Annotated in this window: 20 protein-coding genes; 3 read left to right on the forward strand and 17 right to left on the reverse strand. The window is 70.5% G+C overall.

Annotation, left to right across the window (positions count from 1 at the left end):
* Positions 1 to 13 precede the first annotated feature (13 nt).
* The 8 genes from ABZT02_RS17365 to ABZT02_RS17400 all read right to left on the reverse strand — a co-directional run bounded on the left by ABZT02_RS17365 (position 14) and on the right by ABZT02_RS17400 (position 7,919).
* A complete protein-coding gene (locus ABZT02_RS17365; RefSeq protein ID WP_356018718.1) occupies positions 14 to 850 on the reverse strand; it encodes an amidohydrolase family protein in 837 nt (278 codons plus the stop codon).
* On the reverse strand, positions 847 to 1,161 hold the full coding sequence (locus ABZT02_RS17370; RefSeq protein ID WP_356018719.1) for an L-rhamnose mutarotase: 315 nt from the start codon (positions 1,159 to 1,161) through the stop codon (positions 847 to 849). Before ABZT02_RS17370 ends, ABZT02_RS17365 begins: the two co-directional genes overlap by 4 nt.
* Positions 1,158 to 2,126: an aldo/keto reductase gene (locus tag ABZT02_RS17375; RefSeq protein ID WP_356018720.1), complete on the reverse strand. Its 969-nt coding sequence runs from the start codon at positions 2,124 to 2,126 to the stop codon at positions 1,158 to 1,160. Before ABZT02_RS17375 ends, ABZT02_RS17370 begins: the two co-directional genes overlap by 4 nt.
* Positions 2,123 to 2,878, reverse strand: coding sequence for an SDR family oxidoreductase (locus tag ABZT02_RS17380; RefSeq protein ID WP_356018722.1), 756 nt, complete (start codon positions 2,876 to 2,878; stop codon positions 2,123 to 2,125). The genes ABZT02_RS17375 and ABZT02_RS17380 overlap by 4 nt, the downstream gene beginning before the upstream one ends.
* The gene (locus tag ABZT02_RS17385) at positions 2,875 to 4,224 is read right to left on the reverse strand and encodes an L-fuconate dehydratase (RefSeq protein WP_356018723.1); all 1,350 of its coding nucleotides are present in this window, start codon (positions 4,222 to 4,224) and stop codon (positions 2,875 to 2,877) included. Before ABZT02_RS17385 ends, ABZT02_RS17380 begins: the two co-directional genes overlap by 4 nt.
* A 35-nt stretch (positions 4,225 to 4,259) precedes the next feature.
* Positions 4,260 to 5,165, reverse strand: coding sequence for an ABC transporter permease (locus ABZT02_RS17390; RefSeq protein WP_355734092.1), 906 nt, complete (start codon positions 5,163 to 5,165; stop codon positions 4,260 to 4,262).
* Positions 5,166 to 5,292: 127 nt separating this feature from the next.
* Complete coding sequence (locus ABZT02_RS17395) at positions 5,293 to 6,849, reverse strand: sugar ABC transporter ATP-binding protein (protein WP_356018724.1); 1,557 nt, start codon at positions 6,847 to 6,849, stop codon at positions 5,293 to 5,295.
* On the reverse strand, positions 6,846 to 7,919 hold the full coding sequence (locus tag ABZT02_RS17400; RefSeq protein WP_356018725.1) for a sugar ABC transporter substrate-binding protein: 1,074 nt from the start codon (positions 7,917 to 7,919) through the stop codon (positions 6,846 to 6,848). Before ABZT02_RS17400 ends, ABZT02_RS17395 begins: the two co-directional genes overlap by 4 nt.
* Before the next feature lie 203 nt (positions 7,920 to 8,122).
* On the opposite strand from ABZT02_RS17400, the gene ABZT02_RS17405 reads away from it, so the two are divergent.
* On the forward strand, positions 8,123 to 8,824 hold the full coding sequence (locus tag ABZT02_RS17405; protein ID WP_356018727.1) for a FadR/GntR family transcriptional regulator: 702 nt from the start codon (positions 8,123 to 8,125) through the stop codon (positions 8,822 to 8,824).
* Between the two features lie 42 nt (positions 8,825 to 8,866).
* Here the strand turns inward: ABZT02_RS17405 and ABZT02_RS17410 are convergent, their stop codons facing one another.
* From ABZT02_RS17410 to ABZT02_RS17435, 6 genes are read right to left on the reverse strand one after another with little or no spacing between them, the layout of a single operon-like run.
* On the reverse strand, positions 8,867 to 11,881 hold the full coding sequence (locus ABZT02_RS17410) for a glycoside hydrolase family 38 C-terminal domain-containing protein (protein ID WP_356018728.1): 3,015 nt from the start codon (positions 11,879 to 11,881) through the stop codon (positions 8,867 to 8,869).
* A 49-nt stretch (positions 11,882 to 11,930) separates the two neighbouring features.
* Positions 11,931 to 13,922: an endo-beta-N-acetylglucosaminidase gene (locus ABZT02_RS17415; RefSeq protein WP_356018729.1), complete on the reverse strand. Its 1,992-nt coding sequence runs from the start codon at positions 13,920 to 13,922 to the stop codon at positions 11,931 to 11,933.
* 13 nt (positions 13,923 to 13,935) lie between these two features.
* Positions 13,936 to 15,183, reverse strand: a complete 1,248-nt coding sequence (locus ABZT02_RS17420) for a glycosyl hydrolase (protein WP_356018730.1) — start codon at positions 15,181 to 15,183, stop codon at positions 13,936 to 13,938.
* Positions 15,184 to 15,215: 32 nt separating this feature from the next.
* Complete coding sequence (locus tag ABZT02_RS17425) at positions 15,216 to 16,046, reverse strand: carbohydrate ABC transporter permease (protein WP_356018732.1); 831 nt, start codon at positions 16,044 to 16,046, stop codon at positions 15,216 to 15,218.
* Positions 16,043 to 16,981 (reverse strand): sugar ABC transporter permease, encoded by a 939-nt coding sequence (locus ABZT02_RS17430; protein WP_356018733.1) that lies wholly within the window; start codon positions 16,979 to 16,981, stop codon positions 16,043 to 16,045. The genes ABZT02_RS17425 and ABZT02_RS17430 overlap by 4 nt, the downstream gene beginning before the upstream one ends.
* 2 nt (positions 16,982 to 16,983) lie before the next feature.
* Positions 16,984 to 18,270, reverse strand: a complete 1,287-nt coding sequence (locus tag ABZT02_RS17435) for a sugar ABC transporter substrate-binding protein (RefSeq protein ID WP_356018734.1) — start codon at positions 18,268 to 18,270, stop codon at positions 16,984 to 16,986.
* A gap of 220 nt (positions 18,271 to 18,490) precedes the next feature.
* On the opposite strand from ABZT02_RS17435, the gene ABZT02_RS17440 reads away from it, so the two are divergent.
* Positions 18,491 to 19,501 carry a LacI family DNA-binding transcriptional regulator gene (locus ABZT02_RS17440; protein WP_356019002.1) on the forward strand — a complete coding sequence of 337 codons (1,011 nt, stop codon included), beginning with the start codon at positions 18,491 to 18,493 and terminating at the stop codon, positions 19,499 to 19,501.
* A 65-nt stretch (positions 19,502 to 19,566) separates the two neighbouring features.
* Here ABZT02_RS17440 and ABZT02_RS17445 read toward each other — a convergent pair whose 3' ends face one another.
* Positions 19,567 to 21,099: an alpha-L-fucosidase gene (locus ABZT02_RS17445; protein WP_356018735.1), complete on the reverse strand. Its 1,533-nt coding sequence runs from the start codon at positions 21,097 to 21,099 to the stop codon at positions 19,567 to 19,569.
* A 10-nt stretch (positions 21,100 to 21,109) separates the two neighbouring features.
* Positions 21,110 to 22,930, reverse strand: a complete 1,821-nt coding sequence (locus ABZT02_RS17450) for a family 20 glycosylhydrolase (protein ID WP_356018736.1) — start codon at positions 22,928 to 22,930, stop codon at positions 21,110 to 21,112.
* A 249-nt stretch (positions 22,931 to 23,179) separates the two neighbouring features.
* On the opposite strand from ABZT02_RS17450, the gene ABZT02_RS17455 reads away from it, so the two are divergent.
* Entirely contained in the window at positions 23,180 to 24,523 is a 1,344-nt protein-coding gene (locus ABZT02_RS17455; RefSeq protein ID WP_356018737.1) for an amidase family protein, read from the forward strand.
* Between the two features lie 235 nt (positions 24,524 to 24,758).
* On the opposite strand, the gene ABZT02_RS17460 is transcribed toward ABZT02_RS17455, so the two are convergent.
* On the reverse strand, positions 24,759 to 25,007 hold the full coding sequence (locus tag ABZT02_RS17460; protein WP_356018739.1) for a hypothetical protein: 249 nt from the start codon (positions 25,005 to 25,007) through the stop codon (positions 24,759 to 24,761).
* Positions 25,008 to 25,023: the final 16 nt, after the last annotated feature.

Raw genomic sequence — 25,023 nt, forward strand, 5'->3', positions numbered from 1 at the left:
GCGTACCTCGGGGTCAGAGACCGTAGGTCCGGGCGGCCGTACCGCCGAAGACGTCGGCGCGTTCGGACGGACCGAGACCTGCGGTGAGTTCCTTCGTCACGGACACTGTCTCGCCGTAGGTCGCCCCCAGTGTGCACACCGGCCAGTCCGAGCCGAACATCAGGCGGTCCGGGCCGAAGGCGTCAAGGACGGTGTCGGCGTACGGGCGAAGGTCGTCGGTGGTCCAGGTGGCGAGGTCCGCCTCCGTCACCATGCCGGAGAGTTTGCAGACGGTGTTGGGGAGGCCGGCGAGGGCGCGGACGTCGGTCGCCCAGAGTTCCAGCGTGCCGGAGGCGATGGGCGGCTTGCCCAAGTGGTCCAGGACGAAGGTGAGTTGCGGCAGCGACGTGGCCGCCTTGACGCAGGCGGGGAGCTGGTGCGGGAGGACCACCAGGTCGTGGACCAGGCCGGCGTCCGCCACGGCGGCCAGGCCCCGGCACACGTCGGGGCGCAGCAGCCATTCGGGATCGGGCTCGCCCTGTACCTGGTGGCGGATGCCCTTGAGGTACATGCCGCCGGGGAGTTGACGCAGCCGGGCCAGCTCGTCGGCGACGTCGGGTCGGGTCAGGTCGGTCCAGCCGACGACGCCCGCGATCAGCTCGTGTTCGGCCGCGAGGGCGAGGAACTCCGGGGTCTCCTCGGGGACGGTGACCGTCTGGACGAGGACCGTGCGGTCGACTCCCGCCGCGCGGGCCTCTGGTGCGAGGTCCCGCACGGTGAAGTTCCGTCGCAGGGGGCTGTCCGCCGCGATCCAGTCCTGGTCCCGCACCGACAGGTCCCACACGTGGTGGTGCGCGTCCACGACCGTCACGGCAGCTCCCACACGACGGGCAGGCCGGCGTCGGCACCCTCGCCGGAGTAGTCGTGCACCACGTCGAGGAGTTCGGCCATGCGGGCCTGCCAGGTGACGTTCACCGGCAGTTTCTCCAGTTCGGCGAGGAGGCGGCCGTAGTCCTCGCACTCCAGGACGTGGAAGAGGTCGGTGCCGCTGCGCCAGATCGTCCAGGAGGTGGCCCCGGCGGCGCGGATCGCGTCGGTGAGCTCGACCGGGACCTCGCGGTGGGCGGCCTCGTACTCCTCGACGCGATCCGCGCGGACCTTGGTGTGCAGAGCGACCCTCATGACGGCTCCTCGGCGGTCAGCAGACCGGTGTCGCGCAGCTCCTGCCAGAAGGCGGGGGGCACCGGGGTGGCGAACTGGTCGGCGGCGTCCCGGACCTCGGCGGCCGAGCGGGCGCCCACGAGGACGCTCGCGACGGCCGGGTGGGCCGCGCAGAAGGCGAGGGCGGCGGCGCGCAGACTGATGCCGTGCCGCTCGGCGACCTCCCGCATACGCAGGGCCCGGTCCAGCAAGTCCGCTGGGACCTGTGCGTAGTTGTACGTCGCCTCCGGCCTCGGGTCCGCCAGCAGACCGGAGTTGAAGGCACCGCCGATCACCACGGAGACGCCCCGCTGGACGGCGGCGGGCAGCAGTTCGGTGAGCGCGCTCTGGTCGAGCAGGGTGTAGCGGCCGGCGCACAGCACCACGTCGACGTCGGTCTCGCGGACGAAGCGGGTGAGCATCTCGGTCTGGTTCATGCCGGCGCCGATCGCCCCGACGACACCCTCCGAACGGAGCTTCTCCAGGGCCGGACAGCCCTCGCGGAAGGCCTGTTCGGCGTGGTCGTCGGGGTCGTGGAGGTAGACGACGTCCACGCGGTCCAGGCCGAGGCGTTCGAGGCTCGCCTCCAGGGTGCGTCGTACGCCGTCCGCGCTGAAGTCCCAGACGCGGCGCCGGGTGGCGGGGACCGCGAAGCAGTTGGCGAGGTCGTCGCCGCCGTCCGTGGACGGCTCCAGGCGGCGGCCCACCTTCGTGGAGACCGTGAACTCCGAGCGCGGAAAGGCACGCAGCGCCTCGCCCAGCCTGCGTTCCGACAGGCCCAGGCCGTAGTGCGGGGCGGTGTCGAAATAGCGGATGCCGCTCTGCCAGGCGGCGTTGACCGCCTCATGGGCCTGCTCGTCGGTCACCTCGGTGAAGAGGTTGCCGATGACGGCGCCGCCGAAGGCCAGCCCGCTGACCGGGACGCCACTGCCGCCGAGGGTGTTCACTGACCCACCGGCCTCAGGCGCAGGCCCTGCATGCCGCCGTCGACGGCGAGGGAGGTGCCGGTGGTGGCGCCGGAGAGGGAACTCGCCAAGTAGGCGATGGCGCCCGCGACCTCGTCCGCCGAGACGAGCCGGCCGCTGGGCTGGCGGGCCTCCAGGGCGGCCCGCTCGGCGGCCGGGTCGGGAGCCTTGGCGAGGAGCCGGCCGATCCACGGGGTGTCCGCCGTACCCGGGTTGACGCAGTTCACGCGGATGCCCTCGCGGACGTGGTCGGCGGCCATGGCGAGGGTCAGGGAGTACACGGCCCCCTTGGTCGCGCTGTACAGGGCCCGTTGCGGGAGCCCTGCGGTGGCGGCGATGGAGGAGGTGTTCACGATCGCGGCGTGCGCGGACTCGCGCAGGTGGGGCAGGGCGGCGCGGGCCACCCGGACCATGCCGACGACGTTGACGTCGAGGACGCGGTGCCATTCCTCGTCGTCGTTGTCCGCGACCGTGCCCTGGGCGCCGATGCCCGCGTTGTTGACCACGATGTCGAGTCCGCCGAGGTCGGCGGCGGCAGCGGCGACGGCCTCGCGGACGGAGGCGTCGTCGGTGACGTCGGCGCGGTAGGCGAGCAGGGGCTTGTCGACCGAGGACGGATCGAGGTCGAGGACGGCGACCCGGGCGCCGCGCGCGAGAAGGAGTTCGGCGGTGGCCCGGCCGATGCCGGAGGCGCCGCCGGTCACCAGGGCCTTGAGACCCTCGAAGTCGCTCATGCCGCCTGCCCCTTCTTCTGTGTGTCGTCGGCGAGGTCTTCTGCCCAGAAGGCTCCGTCGGGGAACGTGTACCGGGCAATGGACTCCGGACGCATGGCCGCCGAGAAGCCCGGTGCCGTGGGTGCCGTGTAGTGGCCCTCACGGATCACCACGGGGTCGAGGAAGTGGTCGTGCAGATGGTCGACGTACTCGATGACCCGGTTCTCGGTGGTGCCGGTGACGGCCGCGTAGTCGAACATCGAGAGGTGCTGGACGAGTTCGCACAGGCCGACCCCGCCGGCGTGCGGGCAGACCGGCACGCCGAACTTGGCCGCCAGCAGCAGGATGGCCAGGTTCTCGTTGACGCCGCCGACGCGGGCCGCGTCGATCTGGACCACGTCGAGGGCGCCGGCCTGGAGGAGCTGCTTGAAGACGACCCGGTTCTGGACGTGCTCGCCGGTGGCGACCTTCACCGGGGCGACCGCCCTGCGGATCGTCGCGTGGCCGAGGATGTCGTCGGGGCTGGTGGGCTCCTCGATCCAGTACGGGTCGAACTCGGCGAGGGCCTTGGTCCAGCGGATCGCCTCGTCGACGTCCCACCGCTGGTTGGCGTCGATCGCCATGCGGATGTCGGGGCCGACGACCTGGCGGGCGACGCGGCAGCGCCGTATGTCGTCCTCCAGATCCGCGCCGACCTTGAGCTTGATCTGCCGGAAGCCGTCCGCGACGGCCTGGGCGGCGAGCCGGGTGAGTTTCTCGTCGTCGTAGCCGAGCCAGCCGGCGGAGGTGGTGTAGGCGGGGTAGCCGCGCTCCAGAAGTTTCTCGGTGCGCTCCTGCGAGCCCGCACGCCCCCGCCGCAGGATCTCCAGCGCCTCCTCGGGAGTGAGGGCGTCCGTGAGGTAGCGGAAGTCGATCTGGGCGACCAGCCACTCGGGGTCGCCCTCGGCCAGCAGCCGCCACAGCGGCTTGTCCGCGCGCTTGGCGGCCAGGTCCCACACGGCGTTGACGACCGCGCCGATCGCCATGTGCATCACGCCCTTCTCGGGGCCGAGCCAGCGCAGCTGGCTGTCGCCGATCAGGTCGCGGTTCAGCGTTCCCGGGTCCGCGCACAGTTCGTCGACGGACCGTCCCACCACATGCCCGCGCAGCGCCTCGATCGCGGCGACCTGGACATCGTTGCCCCGCCCGATGGTGAAGGTGAATCCGTGCCCCTCGTGCCCGTCGGCCGCGTCCGTGCGCAGCACGACGTAGGCCGCCGAGTAGTCGGGGTCCGGGTTCATCGCGTCGGAGCCGTCGAGCTCGCGCGAGGTGGGGAAGCGGATGTCGTAGGTGTCTACCGCGGTGACGCGGGCGGGGGTCGAGGACACGGAAGGCCTTTCGGTAGGTGACGGGGCGGGCGGGCTCAGTCCTGGGCGCGGCCCGTCGTCACACGGGCGATCATGAGGGCGACCAGGATGATTCCGCCGTAGATGGCCTGGATCCAGAAGGACGGCACCTGGGCGAGCGTGAGCAGGTTCTGTACGACGCCCAGCAGGAGGACGCCGGTCAGGGCGCCGAACATGGTGCCCTTGCCGCCGTCGAGGCTGATGCCGCCGATCACCGCGGCCGCGAACACCGTGAAGATCATGTTCTGGCCCTGGTTGGCGCTGATCGCGCCGACGTAGCCGGTCTGCATGATGCCGCCCACGGAGGCGAGGACGCCGGCCACGACGAACACGCCGAGCATCACGCGCTCCACGCGGATGCCGGCGGCGCGGGCAGCGTCCGGGTTGCCGCCGATGGCGTACAGGGAGCGGCCGACGCGGTGGTACTTCAGGACGAAACCGGTGACGGCGAAGGCGACGGCGGCGAGCCACACGGACATCGGGATGTTGAGGAAGGTGGTCGTCGCCAGGGAGTAGAAGCTGTCCGGCATCCCGAAGAGGGTCTTGCCCTTGGTGGCGCCGACAAGCAGTCCGCGCAGCACGATCAGCATCGCGAGCGTCACGATGAACGCGTTGAGCTTGAACTTCACGACCAGGATGCCGTTGAAGGCGCCGACCAGCGCGCCGACGACGAGGATCGCCAGCATGGCGAGGACGGCCGGGAACTCCGTCCCCCAGCCGGACTGCGCGGCGGGCAGGACGAGGAGGGCGCCCACGGCGGGCGCGATGCCGACGACCGACTCCAGGGAGAGGTCGAACTTGCCGGTGATCAGGACGAGCGACTCGGCCAGGACCACCATCGCGAGGGCGGCCGAGGCGCCGAGGATGGAGATCAGGTTGCGCTCGGTGAGGAACGAGTCGTTGACGAACGCGCCGAGCACCATGAGCAGCAACAGGGCGGGTACGAGGGCGAGTTCGCGGGCGCGGCGCAGCAGGACCGTCCGGGTGCCGCTCGGGGTCTTCTTCCCGTCCCGCGCGGCAGTGGCGGTCGGCGTCTGCGTGGCTTTCATCTCAGTCACCCGGGCCTGCCCCTCGTCGGCCGGGGGTCCGGGGGTTGCCCCCCGGGGAGGCGCTGTGGCCATGGTGGTCCACTCCTTCGATGGAGGCGATCAGCTCGTGGTCGCGCCAGCCGGCCGGGTGCTCGGCGACCACGCGGCCGTGGAAGAGCACGAGGACGCGGTCGCAGCGGCGCAGGTCGTCGAGTTCGTCGGAGACGACGAGGACCGCGGTGCCGTCCTCGCGGGCGGTGTCCACGCGGGAGAGCAGGGACTCCTTGGACTTCACGTCGACGCCCGCGGTGGGGTTGATGAGCACCAGCAGGTGAGGATCGGAGGCGAGGGCGCGGGCCATGACGACCTTCTGCGCGTTGCCGCCGGAGAGGTCGGAGACGGGCTGGTCGGGGCCCTCGGTGTGGATGTCGAGCCGGTCGATCAGCTCGGTGGCGAAGCCGCGCTTGCGTTCGGTGCCGACGAAGCCGTGGCGGCCGAGCCGGTCCAGGACGCTGAGGGTGGCGTTGTCGCCGATGGTCATGCCGAAGATCAGGCCCTGGGCGTGCCGGTCGCGCGGCACGAATCCGACGCCCGCCTTCAGGCTGGCCTGTACGTCGCCGAACGGCAGTGGCCTGCCGTCGAGTTGCGCTGTACCGCTCGTCGGGGTGTGCAGTCCCGTGAAGGTCTCGGCGAGCTCGATCTTGCCGCTGCCGCTGATGCCGGCGAGTCCGACGACCTCACCGCGGCGCACGGTGAGGTCGACGTCCTCGTAGGCGACGGAGGTGAGGCCGCGGGCGTCGAGGAGGACGGGCGCGGTGTCCTCGACCGCCCTGAGCTGTACGGCCTGTTCGGCGACGGTCTCGCCGGCCATGGCCTCGATCAGGGCCGCCCGGGGCATGTCGGCCACCGGCGCCGTGGTGATCCAGCGGGCGTCCCTGAGGACCGTCACCGTCTGGCACACCTCGTACACCTCCTGGAGGTGGTGCGAGATGAACAGGAAGGTGACACCGGAGTCCTGGAGCGAACGCATCCTGCTGAAGAGCCGCTCGATCTCCCGCTTGTCGAGCTGCGCGGTCGGCTCGTCGAGGACGATGAACCGGGCGCCGAAGCTCAACGCCCGTGCGATCTCCACCATTTGGCGGTCCTCGACCTTGAGGTCGGCGGTGCGCGCCTCCGGGTCGACGGCCACGTCCCAGGTGTCGAGGAGCTCGGCGGCCTCCTTCTTCAGCCTGCGCCAGCTGATGAAGCCCTTCTTCAGAGGCTGGCGGTTGATGAAGAGGTTCTCGGCGACCGTCAACTCGGGTACGACGGTGGGCTTCTGGTAGACGCAGGCGACCTTGCTCCGCCAGGCGTCCCGGTCGGTGAGCGGGGGCGCGGGCTCGCCGTCGAAGCGGACGGTGCCCTCGTCGGGGGCCTGGAGACCGGTGAGGATCGTGACGAGGGTGGACTTGCCCGCGCCGTTGCGGCCGACGAGCGCATGGGACTCGCCGGGCAGGACGGTGAGGCGGCCGTCGGCGAGGGCGGTCGTGGGGCCGTACCGTTTGACGACCCCCTGAGCTTCAACCAGTGGGGTGCTCATTTGACCGTGTTGCCCCACAGCTTGGGGTCGTCGACGTTGTCCTTGGTGACCAGGGGCGCGGGCAGCTGGTCCTCCAGGATGCCGCTCGACAGCTTGACGATCGTGGAGTCGTGGTCCGTCGGACCGGGCTTGAAGGTCTTCCCCTGCATCGCCGCCTTGATGTAGTACATGCCGTACTTGGCGTACAGGTCCGCCGGCTGGGAGACGGTGGCGTCGATCTCACCCTTGCGGATGGCGTCGAACTCCTGCGGGATGCCGTCGTTGGAGACGATCGTGATGTGGCCCGCCTGCCCGGCCTTCTTCAGCATCCCCTTCGACTTGAGGGTCTGCAGGGTCGGCGCGAGGTAGACGCCGCCGGCCTGCATGTAGATGCCCTTGATGTCAGGGTTGGCGTTCAGGAGGGTGCCCAGCTGCGAGGCGGCCGTGTCGGACTCCCACTTGGCGGGGATCTCCAGGACCTTGAGCTTCGGGAAGTTCTTTTTCACGCAAGCCCGGAAGGCCTCGGAGCGGTCGCGGCCGTTGACGGAGGCCAGGTCGCCCATGATCTGCACGACCTTGCCGGAGGGGATCTGCTCCCCGAGGTACTGGCAGGCCTTCTCGCCGTACGACACGTTGTTCGCCCGTACGACCATGGCGACCTTGCCCTTGTCGGGGGCGACGTCGACCGCGACGACCGGGACGCCCTTGCGTTCGGCCTGGTCGAGGCCGGCCTCGATGGCGGCGCTGTCGAGCGGGGCGACGACGAGGCCCTTCACGCCCTGGTTGAGCTCGTTGTTGATGTCGGTGATCTGCTGGGAGGGATCGCTGTTGGAGTTGACGGTCTTCAGCGTGTCCACCCCCTCGGACTTGGCCATCTTGGGCACGTAGTCGTTGTACGACTGCCAGAACGGCGAGGTCAGCAGCGGCAGGATCACTCCCACCTTGCCGGTCCCGTCGCCTCCCTCGGTGCCGGCGCTGCCGGTGTCCTTGGTGCTGCCGCACGCGGCGAGCACGAGCGAGGCGCTCGCGGCCGCGGCCACCGCACCGATGATCCGCATTCTGTTCCGCTTCCCCACTGGCCTGTCGGGCATCTGGCGGCTCCTCGTTGAGCGTGCTTCGCGTGGTCGAACATGAGCGTGTTCGAGCAGATGACGGCATACTTATCAGACCACTCACCCTCGGCAATACCCTCTGGAGGCATTTTTTCCGGTCTTCCGGCCATAGTGGTCCGACCACATCGGCGGTTAGACTGCGGCGCACCCGGTGAGTGGCATCCGGTCAGTGGAGGAGTGGCGTGGACGAGACAGCCCCACAGAAGGGCACCGTGACGCAGCGCGCCATCGAGCAGATCAAGGCGATGATCGGCGAGGGCCGCCTGGAGCCGGGCCAGCGGCTGCCGACCGAGCGTGATCTGGCGGTCCAGCTGGGCATCTCCCGCAGTTCGATGCGGGAGGCGATCCGCGCGCTGACGGTGCTGGGCGTCCTGGAGGCACGGCACGGCTCGGGCATCTACGTCACCCAGCTGGAGGCCGGCGACCTGCTGGAGACCTTCGGGGTGGTCGCCGACCTGTCCCGGGGCCCGCAGCTGGTGGAGCTCCTGGAGGTGCGCCGCATCCTGGAGTCGACGGCGACCGCGCTGGCCGCCGCCCGCATCACGCCCGACCAGCTGGCCGAGGTCGAGAAGCACCTCACGGCGATGAACGCCACCGACGACCCTGAGGAGATCCTCGCCCACGACCTGGCCTTCCATCGCGAGATCGCGGTGGCCGCCGGCAACGACACGATGGCGGCGATCCTGGAGGGCCTGTCGTCCCGCACCTTCCGGGCCCGGGTCTGGCGCGGCTACCAGGAGGAGGGCGCGTTCGAACGAACGCGGCGCGAGCATGCCGCGATCCACCGGGCCCTGGTCGCCCACGACCCGGAGGCGGCCCGGGCCGCGGCGGCCGCGCATGTGGGCGAGGTGGAGGAGTGGCTGCGGGCACAGCTCGGGGCATGACGGAAGGGGAGTACGGGGGGCGGGTCTCCCCGCCCCCCGGTCTCAGGCCCTGGTGAACCGCAGGGTGACCAGCTCGAACGGCCGCAGCCGCAGGGAGACTTCGTTCCCCTCGCTCCGCGGGGAGGGAGCATCGGTCAGCGGGCGCTCCAGCAGATCCGTCACCGTCACCCCGGCGACCTCGAACCCTGCCCTGAGGGTCGCCCGCGTCCGTCCGCCGTGCGCCTCGTGGAAGCGGACCACCACGTCCCCGCTGCCGTCGTCGGCCAGCTTGACCGCCGTGACGACGACCGCCTGCTGGTCGACGGTCACCAGCGGGGCGACCTCCTGCGCACCCCGCACGGACCGCTCCGGCAGATTGATCCGCCACCCCTCCCGCACCGCGTCCCCGATCCCCGCCCCCGGCACCAGCGCGTGCCGGAAGCGGTGGACGCCCTGGTCGGTCTCCGGGTCGGGGAAACGCGGGGCACGCAGCAGCGAGGCCCGGACCGTCGTGGTCGTGCCCCGGTCGCCGTCCGTACGCACGGTTCGCGTCACATCGTGGCCGTACGTCGAGTCGTTGACGATCGCCACGCCCCAGCCGGGTTCCTCCAGGTGCACGAAACGGTGGTTGCAGGCCTCGAACTTGGCTGCCTCCCATGAGGTGTTGGTGTGCGTGGGCCGGTGGAAGTGCCCGAACTGTGTCTCCGACGCGTACCGTTCGGCGTGCACGTCGAGCGGGAAGGCGAGCTTCAGGAACTTCTCCGTCTCGTGCCAGTCGACCTCCGTGTCCACCAGCAACCGCCGCTCCCCCGGAGCCAGCGACAGGACCTGGGTGACACGGGAGGCACCGAAGGCCCTCGTGATCCGCACCCCGTGCCCCTCGGGGGTGATCTCGTCCACGTCGGTGAGATCCGTGACCGTGTGGCGGTAGAACTCGTCCACGTCCCACGCGTCCCACATGTTCGGGAAGTCCGGGTGGAGTTGGAGGAGGTTGGCCGCCTGCCCCGGTGCGACGGTCTCCCGGTCGGCCTCGATGTCGTACGCGGAGACGACCAGGCCCCGCGTGTCGATCCGGATCCGCAGGATGCCGTTGTCCAGGACGTGCCCGCCGCCGGAACTCTCGGTCACCGTCGTCCGGCCCTCGACGACCGCGGTTCCGGCGCCGCCCGCCGCGACTCCGCCACGGGCATGGGGGGCGGAGTTGAAGAGCAGTTCCCGTGTCCCCTCCCCCGCCAGCGCGCGCTGGGCCGCGTCGATGAGGCCGTTCAGCTCGTCCGCGAGCCGCTCGTACGTGCGCCGCGCCTCCCGGTGCACCCACGCGATGGAGGACCCCGGCAGGATGTCGTGGAACTGGTGCAGCAGCACCGTCTTCCAGATGCGGTCCAACTCCTCGTACGGATAGGGGAAACCGGTCCGTACGGCCGCCGTCGCCGCCCACAGCTCGGCCTCGCGCAGGAGGTGCTCGCTGCGGCGGTTGCCCTGCTTGGTCTTCGCCTGGCTGGTGAGGGTGGCCCGGTGGAGTTCGAGGTACAGCTCGCCCACCCAGACGGGCGGTTCGGGGTACTCGGTCTCGGCCTTCGTGAAGAACTCCGCCGGGGTCTCCCAGGCCACGGTCGCCGACCCTTCGAGGTCGCGCAGGCGGGCCGCCTTGGCGATCACCTCGCGGGTCGTGCCGCCGCCTCCGTCACCCCAGCCGGTGGGGGCGAGGGAGTGCCGGGCCACCCCCTTGTCCTTGAAGTTCCGTGCCGCGTGGGCGATCTCGCTGCCCTTCATGGAGCAGTTGTAGGTGTCGACGGGCGGGAAGTGCGTGAAGATCCGGGTGCCGTCGATGCCCTCCCACCGGAAGGTGTGGTGCGGGAACTTGTTCGTCTGCGACCAGGAGATCTTCTGAGTCAGCAGCCACTTGGAGCCGGCCGCCTTGATGATCTGGGGCAGTCCGGCCGCGAACCCGAACGTGTCGGGCAGCCACGCCTCCTCGTTCTCGATGCCGAACTCGTCGAGGAAGAACCGCTTCCCGTGCACGAACTGGCGGGCCATCGCCTCCGAGCCGGGCATGTTGGTGTCCGACTCCACCCACATGCCGCCGGCGGGCACGAACCGCCCGTCGGCCACGGCCTTCTTCACCCGCGCCCACACCTCGGGCCGGTGGTCGCGCACCCAGGCCCACTGCTGGGCCTGCGACATGGCGAACACGAACTCCGGCTCGTCGTCGAGCAGTGCGGTCATGTTGGAGGTCGTCCGCGCGACCTTGCGGACCGTCTCGCGCAGCGGCCACAGCCACGCCGAGTCGATGTGCGCGTGACCGACGGCACTGATGCGGTGGGCGGAGGGGGCGGCGGGCTCCGACAGGACCGTCTCCAGTCGGACCTGTGCCTGCGCCGCCGTGCCGCCCACGTCCTGGAGGTCCAGCGCGTCCAGCGCCTTCTCCACCGCCCGCAGGATCTCCCAGCGCCGCGCCGACTCCACCGGCAGCTCGGCCATCAGCTCGCCGAGGACCTCCAGGTCGATCACCAGCTGCCACACCGTCTCGTCGAGGACGGCGAGGTCCATGCGCTCCAGCCGGTACTGCGGTTCGCTGCCCGCGGTCTCCTTGTCGCCCAACTTCGTGGGCAGGAAGGGGTGGTAGTCGAGGATGACGGGGTTGGAGGCGGCCTCGATGTGCAGGCGCACCTCCTCGCCGCCCTCGACGGGCGCTCCGATCCGCACCCACTGGTTGCGCGGGTTGAGGCCCTTCACGGGAGTGCCGTCGGGCCGGTAGACAAGGCCCTCGCACTGGAAGCCGGGCATGTTCTCGTCGAAGCCGAGATCCAGGAGCGCCTCCACGGTCTTCCCGGCCCACTCCTTCGGGACGGTCCCGGTGACACGGAACCAGCTGGTGCCCCAGGGCGCGCCCCAGCGGGCGCCCACGGCGATGGGCTCCGGCTCGGCCGCCAGGCCCTCGGCGACGGGCACCGGTTCGTCGGGCGCGTGCCACACGACCACCTCCAGCGGCACGGACTCGGGGTACACGGCGGGGCGGAGGCGCTCGTCGAGGACACGCTTGAGGCGGCCCTCGACCAGGCTGCGGTCGTCATGCATGCGGGGTGCTCTCCAGGGTTCCGGGGGTTACCAGAGGTGGGTCACAGGGTCACCAGGGGTGGGTGACGGTCACAGGGTCGGACGACGTGTACAGCTCCCCCACGGCACGCAGCTCCAACCGCGCCTGCCGCTCGTCCTGTTCGGGCCGGAGGCCGCCGACGAAGTAGGCCCGCTGGCAGGTGCCGCCGAGGAAGCGCCGGGTGCCGTCGGGCAGGAGCCGGTGCAGGGTGTAGTGGCGAACGGCGCCGGGTGCCCGGTTCCAGGCGAGGCGCAGGTCGCCGCCGGAGGCCGCGGTGACGCGCAGGCCGGCGGGTGGGCAGGGGGTGCGGGGGGTGTCGTACACGGCGAGTCCGCCGAGCCGCCACTTCAGCGAGCCGGTTCCGGTGAGCCGCACGCCGAGCGCGTGGACGGTCCCGGCCGGCCCGGTGAGCCGTACGGTCGAGGTCTGCCAGCCGTCGCCACCGGCCACCGGCAGAAAGGTGTACGGCGGTGTCGCGCCCGGCGCGCCGGGCTCGGCGGTGGCCACGGCGAGCTCGACGCCCACCTCGCCCTCGTCCGCCCGATGGGTCACCTCGACGAGCGTGTCACCACTGATCGGCAGTCGTACGGCATACAGATCCACCGTGACCGGCGCGTCCAGCACACCGTCCACCAGCACGCTGCTGCCGCCCCGCCAGGCGTCCGCGAAGTCGAAGGAGACGGCCGGCCGCGTCCCTTCGGTCCGCACGACCCAGCGCCGTGACGGCAGCCGGTCCTGCAGCCCGAGGTGGTTCCACGCCGCCTCCGACGTGACAACGCCCTTCTCGTACCACCGCAGTCCGTGCCCGGTGTTGAACACGCTCGCGAACGGCAGCGAGGTCACCGTCGACCGGTCGGCGACCGACACCGCGGGTGCCCGCCAGGTGTCCGTCCCGTCCGGGCGGGACGGATCGAGCGACCTCCCCGTCCAGAAGCGGTCGTCGGCCGCGTGGAAGTCCTGCGGTGAGCGCTGGTCCGAGGGCAGGTGGTTGCGGGTCCACTCGGGCCGGTACAGGCCGATCGAGGTCGTATGGGGCTTGTCGCGGGGCGCGATCGCGTCCCAGTTCTCGGACGTGTTCCAGCCGCCCGCCTCCACGTCCACGCCCGCCCACAACTCATAGCGACTGCGCCCCAGTTGCCGGGTCAGCGTGCCCGAGGACGCCAGAGTGCCCGTCGTCCACCGGAAGTCGACGAACATGTCGTCGGCGGCCTCGAAGAACGCCTGGTTCCGGCTGTTCAGGGCGCCCTGCCAGCTCACCGTCCCGCCCGTGGTCATCGAGTCGTACCAGGTGACCCGCTGCCCCCTCGCTGCGGAGAGGGACTGCAACTCCCGCACGAATCCCAGCATGTTCGCCCCGAGAGCCGCGTCCCCTCCCCCGGTCTCCGCGTTCACGAACCACCCGTCGAAGCCGTACGCCGTGGCGACCGCGACGAGTTGCGCCGCCAGGGGGTACCGCCCCGTCGCGTCCTTCTGCACCAGGTCCCGGGTCCACCGCAGCTGTCCGCCGTACGCGACCGGCGGCAGGAAGATGTTGCCGAGGACGGGCACGCCGTGGCGGTGCGCGGCGTCCACGATCGGGGCGTTCGGTGCGAGGATCAGCCCCTCGCCGGACGAGCCGCCCCAGAAGACGAGTTCGTCGACGTAGGCCCAGTGCCCGAAGGCGTAGTAGTCGGACGTCGCCGAGCCCTGCGAGGGGTTGCCGGCCGTGGGCCCGAAGGAGACCAGCGACTGGATGCGCGCCTGGTCGACGCGTGCCGTCGTGTTCGCGGGGGTCGGGGTGAAGCGGGCGGCGAGCGGTACGGAGGCCGCGTTGAAGGCGAGGTCGGCGTCGTCGGCCGCCCGCCAGGCCTTGAGGCTGCGCCAGGTGATACCGGTGCCCGGGCTGCCGGAGGGCAGGGAGTCCGGGTACCAGTAGGTGGCGTACGGCTGGAGGGCGGTGGCCGTCGCTGCCTGCACCGGGAGTGCGGGGAGCAGCGCCGTCGCGGTCGCGGCGAGCAGGACCGTGCGTCTGGTGGGGTTCACGAGCGGGTGCCTCCTAGTGTTCCTCGCGGGATGGGAGTACCTGATCGGACGTGACGACCTCGGTGATGCCCCGCGCGGACAGGTGGTCCTGGTCGGCGGCACGGGTGTCGAGGACGGTGGTGGGGCGGACGCCGTCGGCGACCAGCCGGAACCAGGCGTCGAAGACGGGCCCGCCGGGCGCGCACAGCGAGCGGGAGGCGGGGTCGGCGGGGACGACCAGGGCTGTCGTACGGCTTTCAGGTGCGTCCGCACCCGCACGCGCCGCCCGCTCCAGCACCCGGGCCGTGTCCTTCGGCTTGCGGCCGTTGGTCAACAGGCCGAGGCCGTACTCGAGTTCGGGGAAGTCGGCGAGGTCCCGGGACACGTCGTGGGAGCACCACCAGGTGATGCCCCACAGGCCGGGGCAGTCCAGGGCGTTCGCCACGGTGGCCTCGGTGAAGGCGGCGGCGTGCTCGGGCGGCACCAGCGGCGCGGGGGCGCCGACCTCCTGGAGCCAGACCGGCCGGTGCGGGTCGTCGGACCAGGCCTTGCTGAGCTCGACGAGGTAGGCGGCGTGGTGCTCGGCCGGGATCGAGGTGCGGCCGTGGCGCTGGGCGGTGCCGTTGAACACCCAGGAGTGCACGGCGGTGACCCTGCCGTGGCGGGCGGCCTGGGCGGGGGTGAAGGGCTGGTCGTCCTGGTACCAGGTGGCGTCGTACTCGGCGTGCAGGTGCAGCCGGCCGGGGGCGCCCTCCTCGCAGGCCGCGAGCATACGGGTGAGCCAGGCGTCGATCTGCTCGGACGTGGCCCGGTCCGGATCGGGATGGGGGCCCGCGGAGAACTGGTTGACCTCGTTGCCGAGGGTCATGCCGAGGAAGTTGGGCCGGTCCGCCAGGGCCGCCGCCAGCGTGCGCAGGTAGGCGGCCTGGCCCTCGACGACCTCCGGGTCGGTGAAGAGGTTGCGCCGGTGCCAGGTCCGGGTCCAGGCGGGCAGGAAGTCGAAGCTGCTCAAGTGTCCTTGCAGACCGTCGACGTTGACGTCGAGACCGCGTTCGGCGGCGGCGTCGACGAGCCGGACGAGGTCTGAGACGGCCCGCTTCCGGATCAGGGTGCGGTTCGGCTGGAAGTACGGCCAGAGCGGGAAGACCCGGATGTGGTCGAGGCCCAGGGCGGCGATCGAGTCCAGGTCGGCGCGGACGGAGTCGAGGTCGAAGTCGAGCCAGTGGTGGAACCATCCGACGCTCGGGGTGTAGTTGACGCCGAAGCGCACGGCAGCAGGCATGCGGAGTCCTTGTCAGACGCGAAGCGGGGGATTCAGCCCTTCACCGCTCCCTCGCCCACCCCGCGGAAGAAGTACCGCTGGAGGCCGGCGAAGAGGGCGATCAGCGGAGCGACGGCGATGACCGTGCCCGCGGCGACGAGCCGTTCGTCGCCTGCGAAGGTGCCGTGCAGATAGTTGAGGCCGATGGTGAGGGTGAACTTCGACGGGTCGCTCAGCACGATCAGCGGCCACAGGAAGTCGTCCCAGGCGCCCATGAAGGCGAAGATCGCCACGACGGCCACCGTCCCCTTCACGGACGGCAGTGCGATCCTGAGGAACCGCTGCCAGACGTTGGCGCCGTCGACGTAGGCCGCCTCCTCGATCTCGTAGGGCAGGTTGAGGAAGGCGTTGCGCATCAGCAGGACGTTCATCGCGCCGATGCAGCCCGGCAGGACCACGCCGACCAGGGTGTTGTTGAGGCCGAGCTCCCGCATGGTGGTGAACTGGGCGATGATGATGCCCTCCACCGGCACGAGCATCGCCAGGACGAAGGCGAGCGTGGCCGCGCGGCGGCCCCGGTAGCGCAGCCGGGCCAGGGCGTATCCGGCGAGAGCCGAACCGGCGCAGTTGGTCACGACGTTGGCGGTGGCGACCTTCAGCGAGTTGAGTGCGTAGTCCCAGACGGGGATGGTGTCGGCGACCCGCTCGTAGTTGTGGAGGGTCGGATGCTCGGGCAGGAAGGACGGCGGTGAGCTGTAGATGTCCTCCGTGGGGCCCTTGAGCGAGGTCGACAGCTGCCAGAGGAAGGGGCCGACGGTCAGGGCGAGGACGGCGAGCAACAGGACGTAACGCAGCACCAGTTCGCGCTTGCGTACCCGGGTCACGTCTCCGCCCTCCGGTCGGCGCGCAGCACGAGCAGCATCAGTGCGACGGTGACGACGAAGACGACGACCGAGATCGCGGAAGCGTACCCGACGCGGCCCGTGAGGCCGGTGCCGGTGCGCTGGACGAGCATCACGAGCGTGGTGTCCTCACCGGCCGGTCCCCCGCTCGGGCCCGCCATCAGATAGACCTCGGAGAACACCTTGAAGGCGGCGACCGAGGACAGCGCCCCCACGAGTGCCATGGTCGAACGGACGGCGGGCACCGTCACCGTGACGAACCGCCGGACGGCCCCGGCCCCGTCCACAGCCGCGGCCTCGTGCAGCTCACGCGGCACGTTGGCCAGCGCCGCCAGGTAAATGATCATGTAGTAGCCGAGGCCCTTCCACACCGTGACGGCCATGGCGCTCAGCAGGAGCAGCCACTGGTCGCTCAGGAAGCCGATCCGGTCGGCCCCGACGCTCTCCAACAGCGAGTTGATCAGGCCGCGTTCGTCGAGGAGCCACACCCAGATGAGTCCGACCACGACGATCGACGCGACGACCGGGGTGTAGAACGCGGACCGGAAGAAGGTGATGCCGGGAATGTTCTTCTGGACCAGCAGGGCGAGCAGCAGCGGCAGGATCACCAGCGCGGGCACGACTCCGAGGACGTACAGCGTGCTGCTGCGCAGGCCGATCCAGAACATGTCGTCGTGCAGCAGTTCACGGAAGTTCGCCAGGCCCACGAACTCGCCCGGGATCAGGGTGCGTTTGTCGGTGAAGGCGTTGACCAGTGTGGAGACGAACGGGTACAGGATGAACGCGCCGATGACCAGCAGACCGGGCGCAGCGAACAGCCAGGGACTCAGCGGCAGTTGGCGCCGCACGCGCCGCAGGCCACGCACGTCGGGCGCGCGGCTCTCGCGCCGCACCCGGGACACGGTGGACGACGACATGGCTATCCCTGCTGCCGGAGCAGCGTGTCGCAGGCCTTGACAGCGTTGTCGAGAGCTTCCTTGGGGCTCTCCTTGCCTTGCAACGCCTTCGCGACCTCGTTGCGCAGTGCCGTCTTCATCTGTTCGCTGAACAGCACGGGCGTGTAATTGACCGCGTTCTTCAGGGACTTGGCGGCGGCGATCCGCACTCGCGTCTCGTCCGTGCCGTCCTCCTTGGTGAAGTACGGGTCATCCAGTGATCCCGCGGTGCTCGGGAAGATGGCGACCTTCTTCGCGAAGGACATCTGGTGCTCGGCGTCGGTGACGTAGTGCGCGAAGGCGACCGAGGCGGCCTTCTTCTTGGTCTGCGCGTTCACCATCACGCCCATCACGTACATGTTGACGTGGCCGGTGCTGGTGATCTGGTCGGTGATGCCGATGTTCTTGTACAGGTTCGGCGCCTGCTTCTTGAAGTTGCCGAGGTCGAGGGCGCTGCCGGGGTTCATGGCGACGGCCCCGGTGAGGAACTTCTTGCCGGAGGACTCGGGCGTGGCGGTCAGCGCCTGCGGATCGAGTGCCTTGGCGTCGTACAACTCCTTGTACTTGGTGAGCAGTTCGACCCCCTTGGCGTCGTTGAAGGCGAAGGCGGTGCCGCCGGAGTTCATGAGCTGGACGCCGTAGCGGCCGAAGTCCTCGATGGTGGGCACGTTGGCGAGGGTGGCGACCTCGCCGTCGCTCTTCTTCGCCAGTTCCAGGGCGTCGGTGAAGAGGTCGTCGTACGTCTTCGGCGGCTGGTCGGGGTCGAGCCCGGCCTCCTTGAAGAGCGACTTGTTGTAGAAGAGCGGGCCGGTGTTGAGGTACCAGGGGAAGGCGTACGTGCCGGTCATGCCCGGTATCCGGTGGCTGGCCCAGGCGCCGTCCAGGTACTCCTTCTTGTACTGTCCGGCCGCCTTGTCGAGGTCGAGCGCGAGGCCGGCCTTGGCGAGGGGCGCGACCAGGTCCGGGGAGACGTTGACGACGTCGGGCAGGGTGCCACCCGCGGCATCGGCGCTGATCTTGTCGGCGTAGCCCTCGGCGGGCTGGTCGATCCACTTCACCTTCGTGCCGGGGTACTTCTTCTCGAAGTCGGTGATCACGCCCTCGAAGTAGTCCTTGAAGTTCGCCCGGAGATTCCAGGTCTGGAAGGTGATGTCGCCCTCGATCTTGCCGGAGGCGTCACTCGAACCGCCGTCGTCGCCGGAGCCGCAGCCGCTGAGCGGCAGGACGGCACAGACGGCGGCGGCAGCGAAGGTTCTGCGGGAAATGGCCACGGCGAACCGTTCTCCTTTGCGGCGGAGTTGGTCAACGACGGAGACCTTGCACGCCGCTCCACGGGCCCGTCAATGCATCTCGCACAGCTAATTTGTTTAGTGACTAATGCGCATTAGGTTGACGCAGCTGAACCGCATTAGTGCATACTGTCCCGACGTACCGCCCGGGGAATGGAGAAACACCGTGTCAGGCAAGCGGTCGCCGGTCCGCAGGCCCACGATGAAGGACATCGCGCGGCAGGCCGGGGTCTCCCAGAGCGCGGTCTCCTTCGCGCTGAACGGTCGGCCCGGAGTCTCCGAGGACACCCGCGACCGGGTGCGACAGGTCGCCGAGGAACTCGGCTGGCGTCCCAGCACCGCCGCCCGGGCACTGTCCGGCGAGGGCGCCGCCACGGTCGGCTTCGTCCTGGCCCGCCCGGCCGAGACGCTCGGCGTCGACTCCTTCTTCCTCCAACTCGTCTCGGGGATACAGGAGGTGCTGGCGGAGCGTCATCTCGGGCTGCTGTTCCAGGTGGTGGAGGACGTCGAGGACGAGTGCGCGGTGTACCGGCGCTGGTGGGCCGAGCACCGGGTGGACGGCGTGTTGGTGGTCGACCCGCGAACGGACGACCCCCGCGCCGGAGTCCTCGACGAACTGGGCCTGCCCGGCGTGGTGATCGGCGGCGCCCCCGACGAGCGCCACCCTGGGCTGTCGACCGTCTGGGCGGACGACGCGGGCGCGATGGCCGCGGTCGTGGACGAGCTGTACGCGCTCGGCCACCGCCGGATCGTGCACATCGCGGGCCTGCCCGGGCTCGCCCACACCGAGCGCCGTGTCCGCACCCTGCGCGCGGAGGCCGAGCGTCGGGGGCTGACCGGGGTGAAGTCGGTGACCACCGACTACTCCGACGCGGCGGGCGCGGCCGTGACCCGCCGGGTCCTGGAGGCGTCCGCTCCCCCGACCGCGCTGATCTACGACAACGACGTGATGGCCCTCGCCGGAGTCGCCGCCGCGACCGAGCTGGGCCACTCGGTCCCCGGGGACGTGTCGGTGGTGGCCTGGGAGGACTCGGCCCTGTGCCGCATGGTCAAGCCCTGGCTGTCGGCCCTGTCCCGGGACAGCGTCCAGTTCGGCCGCACGGCGGCCACGGAACTGACCGCCCTCCTGGACGGCGGCCCGGCACGGACCGTGAGGGTACCGGTGCCGCGGTTGATCGTGCGGGACAGCACGGGGGTGGCGCGGGGCGCTTGAGACCTGGGGGACGTGAAGCGTCGGTGGCCACCAGGACGCCGGATACCTGGTGGCCACGCCCTCTTTCAGACCTGGGACCGGTACAACCCGAACTCCGCCATCCGTACAGCACCTCGGGCCCGCGTCACCCGCAGCCGCCATCTCCGGGCCCGCACCGGAGTCGGCAGCAGCAGGATGCGGCTCGCGCCGATGGTGCCGGCGCCCGTGATCTCCGTCCAGGTACCGTCACGGAAGGCCTCGACGACGAAGCTCTCCACCTGCTGGCCGTGCCGGATGTCCTCCGCGAGGCGGATGCGGTCGACCTCCGTCTCAAAGCCCAGGTCCAGCGTCACGCGGTCCGGCGCCGTGGTCCTGCGAGCGCCCTGGGCCAGATCGCGGGGCAGCTCGCGGTCGATGCGCTCACGGAACTCGCGCAGTCGGACGACGTCCGTGGGGTGCAGGAGCCCGTCGGTGTCCGGTGGGACGTTCAGCAGGAGTACCGCGTTGCGGCCCACCGAACCGAAGTAGATCTCGGTCAAGTAGTCGACCGACTTGGGCTGTTGGTCCGGGTGGTAGAACCAGCCGTCGCGGATGGAGACGTCGCACTCGGCGGGCCACCACTGGAGGTAGTCCGTCGCGGGCCGCGCCTTCACCAGGGCGGTGCGACTGCCCTCGTCCGGGGTGTCGTAGGACAAGGCCCAGTCGGTGCGGCCGTACTGGTTCTCCTTGACCGGGATGACGCTCCACTCGTCCTCGCGCGCGATGCCGCTCTCGTTGCCGACCCAGCGCAGGTCGGGACCGGTGACGGCGATCGCCGCGTCCGGGGCGAGGGCCCGCACCAGGGTGTACCAGCTGTCCCAGTCGTAGCTCTCCACCTTGTCGGGCGGGATGTGCCCCTGGGCGCCGTCGAACCACACCTCGTCGACGGGCCCGTACTCGGTGAGCACCTCGTAGAGGGTGTTGAGCATGTGGGCGCCGTAGTCGGTCGCGGGGAGGGTGAAGAAGCGGTCCGGGGACCGGTCGTCGTCCTCGACCAGGGTGGGGACGGTCCGCACGGACCGGGCGCTGCCGTTGGCGTACACGCCGTGGAGGTACTGGTTCTCGTCGGCGGGCGAGATGTAGACGCCGACCTTGAGGCCGTACCGCCGCATGGAGTCGGCGAAGGAACGCAGCACGTCACCCCGGCCGCCCCGCCAACTGCTCGATGCCACCGAGTGGTCGGTGTAGCGGGAGGGGTGGAGGACGAAGCCGTCGTGGTGCTTGACGGTGAGGATGGCCAGCTTGAAGCCGCCGTCCTTCAGGGCCGCCGCCCACTGGTCGGTGTCCAGCGCGGCGGGCTGGAAGACGTCGGGGTCCTCGTCGCCGGTGCCCCACTCCAGGCCGGTGAAGGTGTTCACGCCGAAGTGCAGGAACGCGGTCCGTTCCAGGCTCTGCCAGGCGATCTGCCGTGCGGTGGGCCGGACTTGGGACGCCTTGCGGACGAGGTCGGTCTCGGTGTCGTCCGGCGAGACGGGGATGCGGTAGCGGCGGTCACCTGCCATGGCCACCGCCGGGCCTGGAACGCCGGTCACGGCGAGGCCGGCGGCGGCGGTGACGAAGAGGCGTCTGGAGACGGACATGGGGTGCTCCTCAGCTCAGGTGCCAGACTGCGGGGGTGCGTTGGTCGGCCGGGTACTGCACGATCCGGTTGTCGTCCGTGATGGTGAGCGCCATCCGGGTGATCGCGTTGACGAGCCGGTAGCCGCCCGCCACGGGCTCCAGCACCCAGCGCTGCAAGGTGCTGGTCGTATCGCAGGTGTCCCAGGTCGCCTCGACTCCGGGCTGCAGCGGCACGTTCAGGGTGAGCTTCCCTGTGCTGATCGCGAGGCAGCCGGCCGCCGAACGGAGGGTCGCGTAGCCGTCCGCCGTGCGCTGCACCGAGGCCGTGAAGGACCGCCCGAAGGTGTACGTGCCGTCCGCCACCGGCACCCGGGTCAGGTCCCGCAGGCCGGGCGCGTGCCCCACCGCAGTGCCGCGTGCCATGAACGCGGCGTAGGTCGCGTCGGGATGCGGATCACCCCAGGTGGCCTGGGCGATGTGCCGCAGTGCGGGCCAGAGCCGTACGGCGACCTCGTTCTCGGTCTCGCCGCGTCCGTTGTCCGGCCACAGGCTGATCTTCGCGCCCGTGACACCCCGGGAGGAGGTCAGCTTCTCGCCCTCGAAGCTGCGCGGGTCCCAACTCTGGTCGTACAGCGACTCGGTGTCGCTGTGGAAGCCGCCGCGGATGAGATAGAGCGAATAGGAGGAGTTCATCAGCGAGTAGCCCTGCGCGATGAGCCCGCTGGGCTTGACCGCCACGTTCAGCCAGTGCTCGACCGTGGTGTCCTTGTCGACCGGCACGGTGTTGGCGCCGGTCAGCCCATCGTTCCAGATGCGCAGCCGCACTCCCCTGCCCGCCGCGTGGTCGTGGACGCGGTTGACGAAGTCGACGAAGGCGTCCTGCGGGGTGGCGCCCGAACCGTACCTGTTCCGGGCGTACTTGAGGATCTGCGGGTACTTCGCGAAGTCGGAGCCGAGCATGTACTCGTCGGCACCCATGTGCCAGGACTTCGAGGTGAAGACCTGGGCGTACTCGTCCATCAGGCTCGTGTAGTAGTCGAAGGCCGCCTGCTGGGTGATGTCGAGGCGTGAGGGCTGCTTGTTGCCGTCGGAGTCGGTCAGCTGGAGGTCCGGGCGGTTCTCGATCCACGGGTCCATGTGCCCGGGGGAGTTGATCTCGGGGATGACCTCGACGTGGTACTTGTCGCCGAGTGCGACGAGCTGCCGTATCTCGTCCCTGGTGTAGTAGCCCCAGGTGTTCGCCTCGGGGTGGGCGTCGCTCTTGACCTTCAGTTCCACGAGCAGCTGGTTGAGCTTGTTGTAGGCCATCTCGCGGACGAGGTTCTCCAGCCAGGGCAGTGAGATGTGGATGTAGCAGGCGCACACGCCGACGCCCCGCTCCTGGTAACGCGGCACGTCGACCGTGCGTCCGGCGGGGATGCGGTCGCCCTGCGCGAGGAGCTGGAGCAGGGTCCGGGTGCCGTAGAAGGCTCCGGTCTCGGTCGCTCCGGTGATCGACAGGTGGGTGCCGGCGCGGAGTTCGTAGCCCTCGGCGCCCAGGGAGCTCCGGGACGGCCTGACGTCGACAACGATGTCACCTTTCCGGGCTCCGCCGCGTACGACGGGGACCGAGCCGTGGCCTGCCGCCCGCAGGTCGGCGGCCAGGGTGTCGGCGACCCGGCGTTCGGCCGGATCGTCCGCGACCAGCCGGGCCCCGAGCCGGTGGACATAGGCGCCCGGCTCCGGAGTCCACCGGGGCAGGGCGGGCACCGTGACGGGCGTCCCCTCCTCGGAACGGGCTACCGCCGGGACGGGTGCCAGGAGCAACGTCAGCAGCGCCACGACGGCGGCGAATCTCAGCCGTTTCCTCATGAGCGACTCCCTATTCATCGGATGGCTGATAATTGAGGTCACCAGAGGGGCTGTCAACGGGGCTTAATCGGCCGTGAGTTGATCGAGAGATCGGATGACCTGCTGGTCGGCGCCCCTCACACGGCCTCGCCCGTCGCGAAAAGTCCAAGAAGACCGGTCCGAATGTCCAAGCGCGAGCGCTCTCGACGTGACGTCCGCCGCCGGGCAGAGTTCTCCCTACGTACTCGCCAGTAGCCCCGAGGAGCGCACGTGACCAGCTGGGTCGGCCGTACCGCCGCCGAGATCGCCGCCGCCGTCCGCGAGAAGCGGGCCACGCCCCGGGAGGTGGTGGCCGAGCACCTCGCGCGGATCGAGAAGCTCGACGGACGGGTCGGGGCGTTCCGGCTGGTGCGCGCCGAGGCGGCACTGGCGGAGGCCGACGAGGTGGGCTCCCGGGGCGATCTCGGCGAACTCCCTCTGGCCGGTGTGCCCGTGGCGGTCAAGGACAACCTCGCCGTGCGCGGCGAGACCAACCGCGTCGGCACCGCCGCGACCCCGGACACGCCCGCCGGGGCCGATCATGAGGTCGTGGCCCGACTGCGGGCCGCGGGCGCGGTGGTCGTGGGGCTGACGAACGTCCCGGAGCTGTGCGTCTTCGGTACCACGGAGGGCGTCCACGGCACCGCCCGCAACCCCTGGGACACCTCGCGCACGGCGGGCGGCTCGTCCGGTGGCAGCGCAGCCGCGGTCGCCGCGGGCCTGGTCCCGGTCGCCCTCGGCAACGACGGCATGGGCTCCCTGCGCATCCCCGCAGCCAACTGCGGGCTCGTCACGCTGAAGCCCGGCTCGGGGGTGGTGCCGGCCGGCATCAGTGACGGCGACTGGTTCGGCATGTCCGAGAACGGTCCCCTCGCGACCACGGTCGAGGACGCCCGCCTGCTGCTTTCGGTCATCGCCGGCACCGAGTTCGTACGACGGGACGCGCCCGCCACGCTCGACGTCGCCGTGTCGCTGCGCAGTCCGCTCGCCGGAGTCACGATCAGCGCGCCGTATACGAACGCGGTCCGCGAGGCGGCCGGACTGCTGATCAAGGCGGGGCATCAGGTGCGGCGCGCCGACCCGGCGTACCCGCTGTCGTTGGGCCTCACCTCGCTGGCCACCTGGACGGCGGGCACCTCGGTGGACGCGCAGGGGCTGGACCCCCGGCTGCTGGCCCGGCGCACCCGGGTGCACGCGACGATCGGCCGGCGCTTCGTCAAGGGCGTCCAGAAGGGGAAGGCCCGGCAGGAACTGCGCGAGCGCCTGGAGCCGTTCTTCGCCGAGCACGACGTGCTGCTGCTCCCGGCGCTGGCCCGCCGCTCCCCCAGGGCCGAGGCCTGGCACGAGCGGGGCTGGCTGCGCAACGTCCTCGTCAACACCAACTACTCGCCGCTGACCCCGCCGTGGAACCTCACCGGCTGGCCGGCCATGTCGGTCCCGCTCGGCGCCCTGCCCTCGGGCGCCCCCACCGCCGTACAACTGGTGGCCCGGCCCGGGTCGGAGACGGTGCTGCTGGAGGTCGCGGAGGAACTGGAGCGGCGGCAGCCGTGGCGGCGGACGGCGCCGCTCGACTGAACACCGGGCCTGGAGGGCCGGACAGATCATCTCAAGTGGCGTGTTCGACAACTTCAGCCACGGGTGCCGCCGGACGACCTCTGCCGGGGGCGACGAGCAGAGGGCCCCGGACCGATCGCGTTCCGGGGCCTCCGGCCTCACTTCGCAAGGAACGCAAGCCGCCACTGACGGCCGGCGGGTGCAGGGGCTCCGGGCCCGGGCGGCGGGATCCGGTTCAGTACGTCACGGGCCGGGGTTACCAGCCGTGACCGCAGTCGGAACCGATGTCGGTGCTCTGTCCACCCGGGCTGCCCTCGCCGTTGAGCAGGTTGCCGCCGAGGCCGTTGAGTACGCCCACTTCGCCGAGGATGTCGATGTTCAGGTCGTGGGACCTGCACCCGCCGTCAGAGCCTCCCGCAGCCCGGGCGGTGGCAGGGCCGGCGCCCATGAGGCTGAAGCCACTGATGATGGCGACCGCGACAGCGGCCTTGTGAAGCTTGCGCATGCTTCCTCCTGGAATC

The sequence above is a fragment of the Streptomyces sp. NPDC005402 genome, assembly GCF_040606575.1.
Lineage (GTDB): Bacteria > Actinomycetota > Actinomycetes > Streptomycetales > Streptomycetaceae > Streptomyces.

What these genes read in the sequence shown, in the direction of transcription:
- ABZT02_RS17370 (WP_356018719.1), bottom strand. Translation starts at nt 1,161, where the DNA reads ATGAGGGTCGCTCTGCACACCAAGGTCCGCGCGGATCGCGTCGAGGAG.
- ABZT02_RS17380 (WP_356018722.1), bottom strand. Translation starts at nt 2,878, where the DNA reads ATGAGCGACTTCGAGGGTCTCAAGGCCCTGGTGACCGGCGGCGCCTCC.
- ABZT02_RS17390 (WP_355734092.1), bottom strand. Translation starts at nt 5,165, where the DNA reads ATGGTGCTCGGCGCGTTCGTCAACGACTCGTTCCTCACCGAGCGCAAC.
- ABZT02_RS17395 (WP_356018724.1), bottom strand. Translation starts at nt 6,849, where the DNA reads ATGAGCACCCCACTGGTTGAAGCTCAGGGGGTCGTCAAACGGTACGGC.
- ABZT02_RS17400 (WP_356018725.1), bottom strand. Translation starts at nt 7,919, where the DNA reads ATGCCCGACAGGCCAGTGGGGAAGCGGAACAGAATGCGGATCATCGGT.
- ABZT02_RS17410 (WP_356018728.1), bottom strand. Translation starts at nt 11,881, where the DNA reads ATGCATGACGACCGCAGCCTGGTCGAGGGCCGCCTCAAGCGTGTCCTC.
- ABZT02_RS17420 (WP_356018730.1), bottom strand. Translation starts at nt 15,183, where the DNA reads ATGCCTGCTGCCGTGCGCTTCGGCGTCAACTACACCCCGAGCGTCGGA.
- ABZT02_RS17430 (WP_356018733.1), bottom strand. Translation starts at nt 16,981, where the DNA reads ATGTCGTCGTCCACCGTGTCCCGGGTGCGGCGCGAGAGCCGCGCGCCC.
- ABZT02_RS17440 (WP_356019002.1), top strand. Translation starts at nt 18,491, where the DNA reads ATGAAGGACATCGCGCGGCAGGCCGGGGTCTCCCAGAGCGCGGTCTCC.
- ABZT02_RS17445 (WP_356018735.1), bottom strand. Translation starts at nt 21,099, where the DNA reads ATGTCCGTCTCCAGACGCCTCTTCGTCACCGCCGCCGCCGGCCTCGCC.
- ABZT02_RS17450 (WP_356018736.1), bottom strand. Translation starts at nt 22,930, where the DNA reads ATGAGGAAACGGCTGAGATTCGCCGCCGTCGTGGCGCTGCTGACGTTG.
- ABZT02_RS17460 (WP_356018739.1), bottom strand. Translation starts at nt 25,007, where the DNA reads ATGCGCAAGCTTCACAAGGCCGCTGTCGCGGTCGCCATCATCAGTGGC.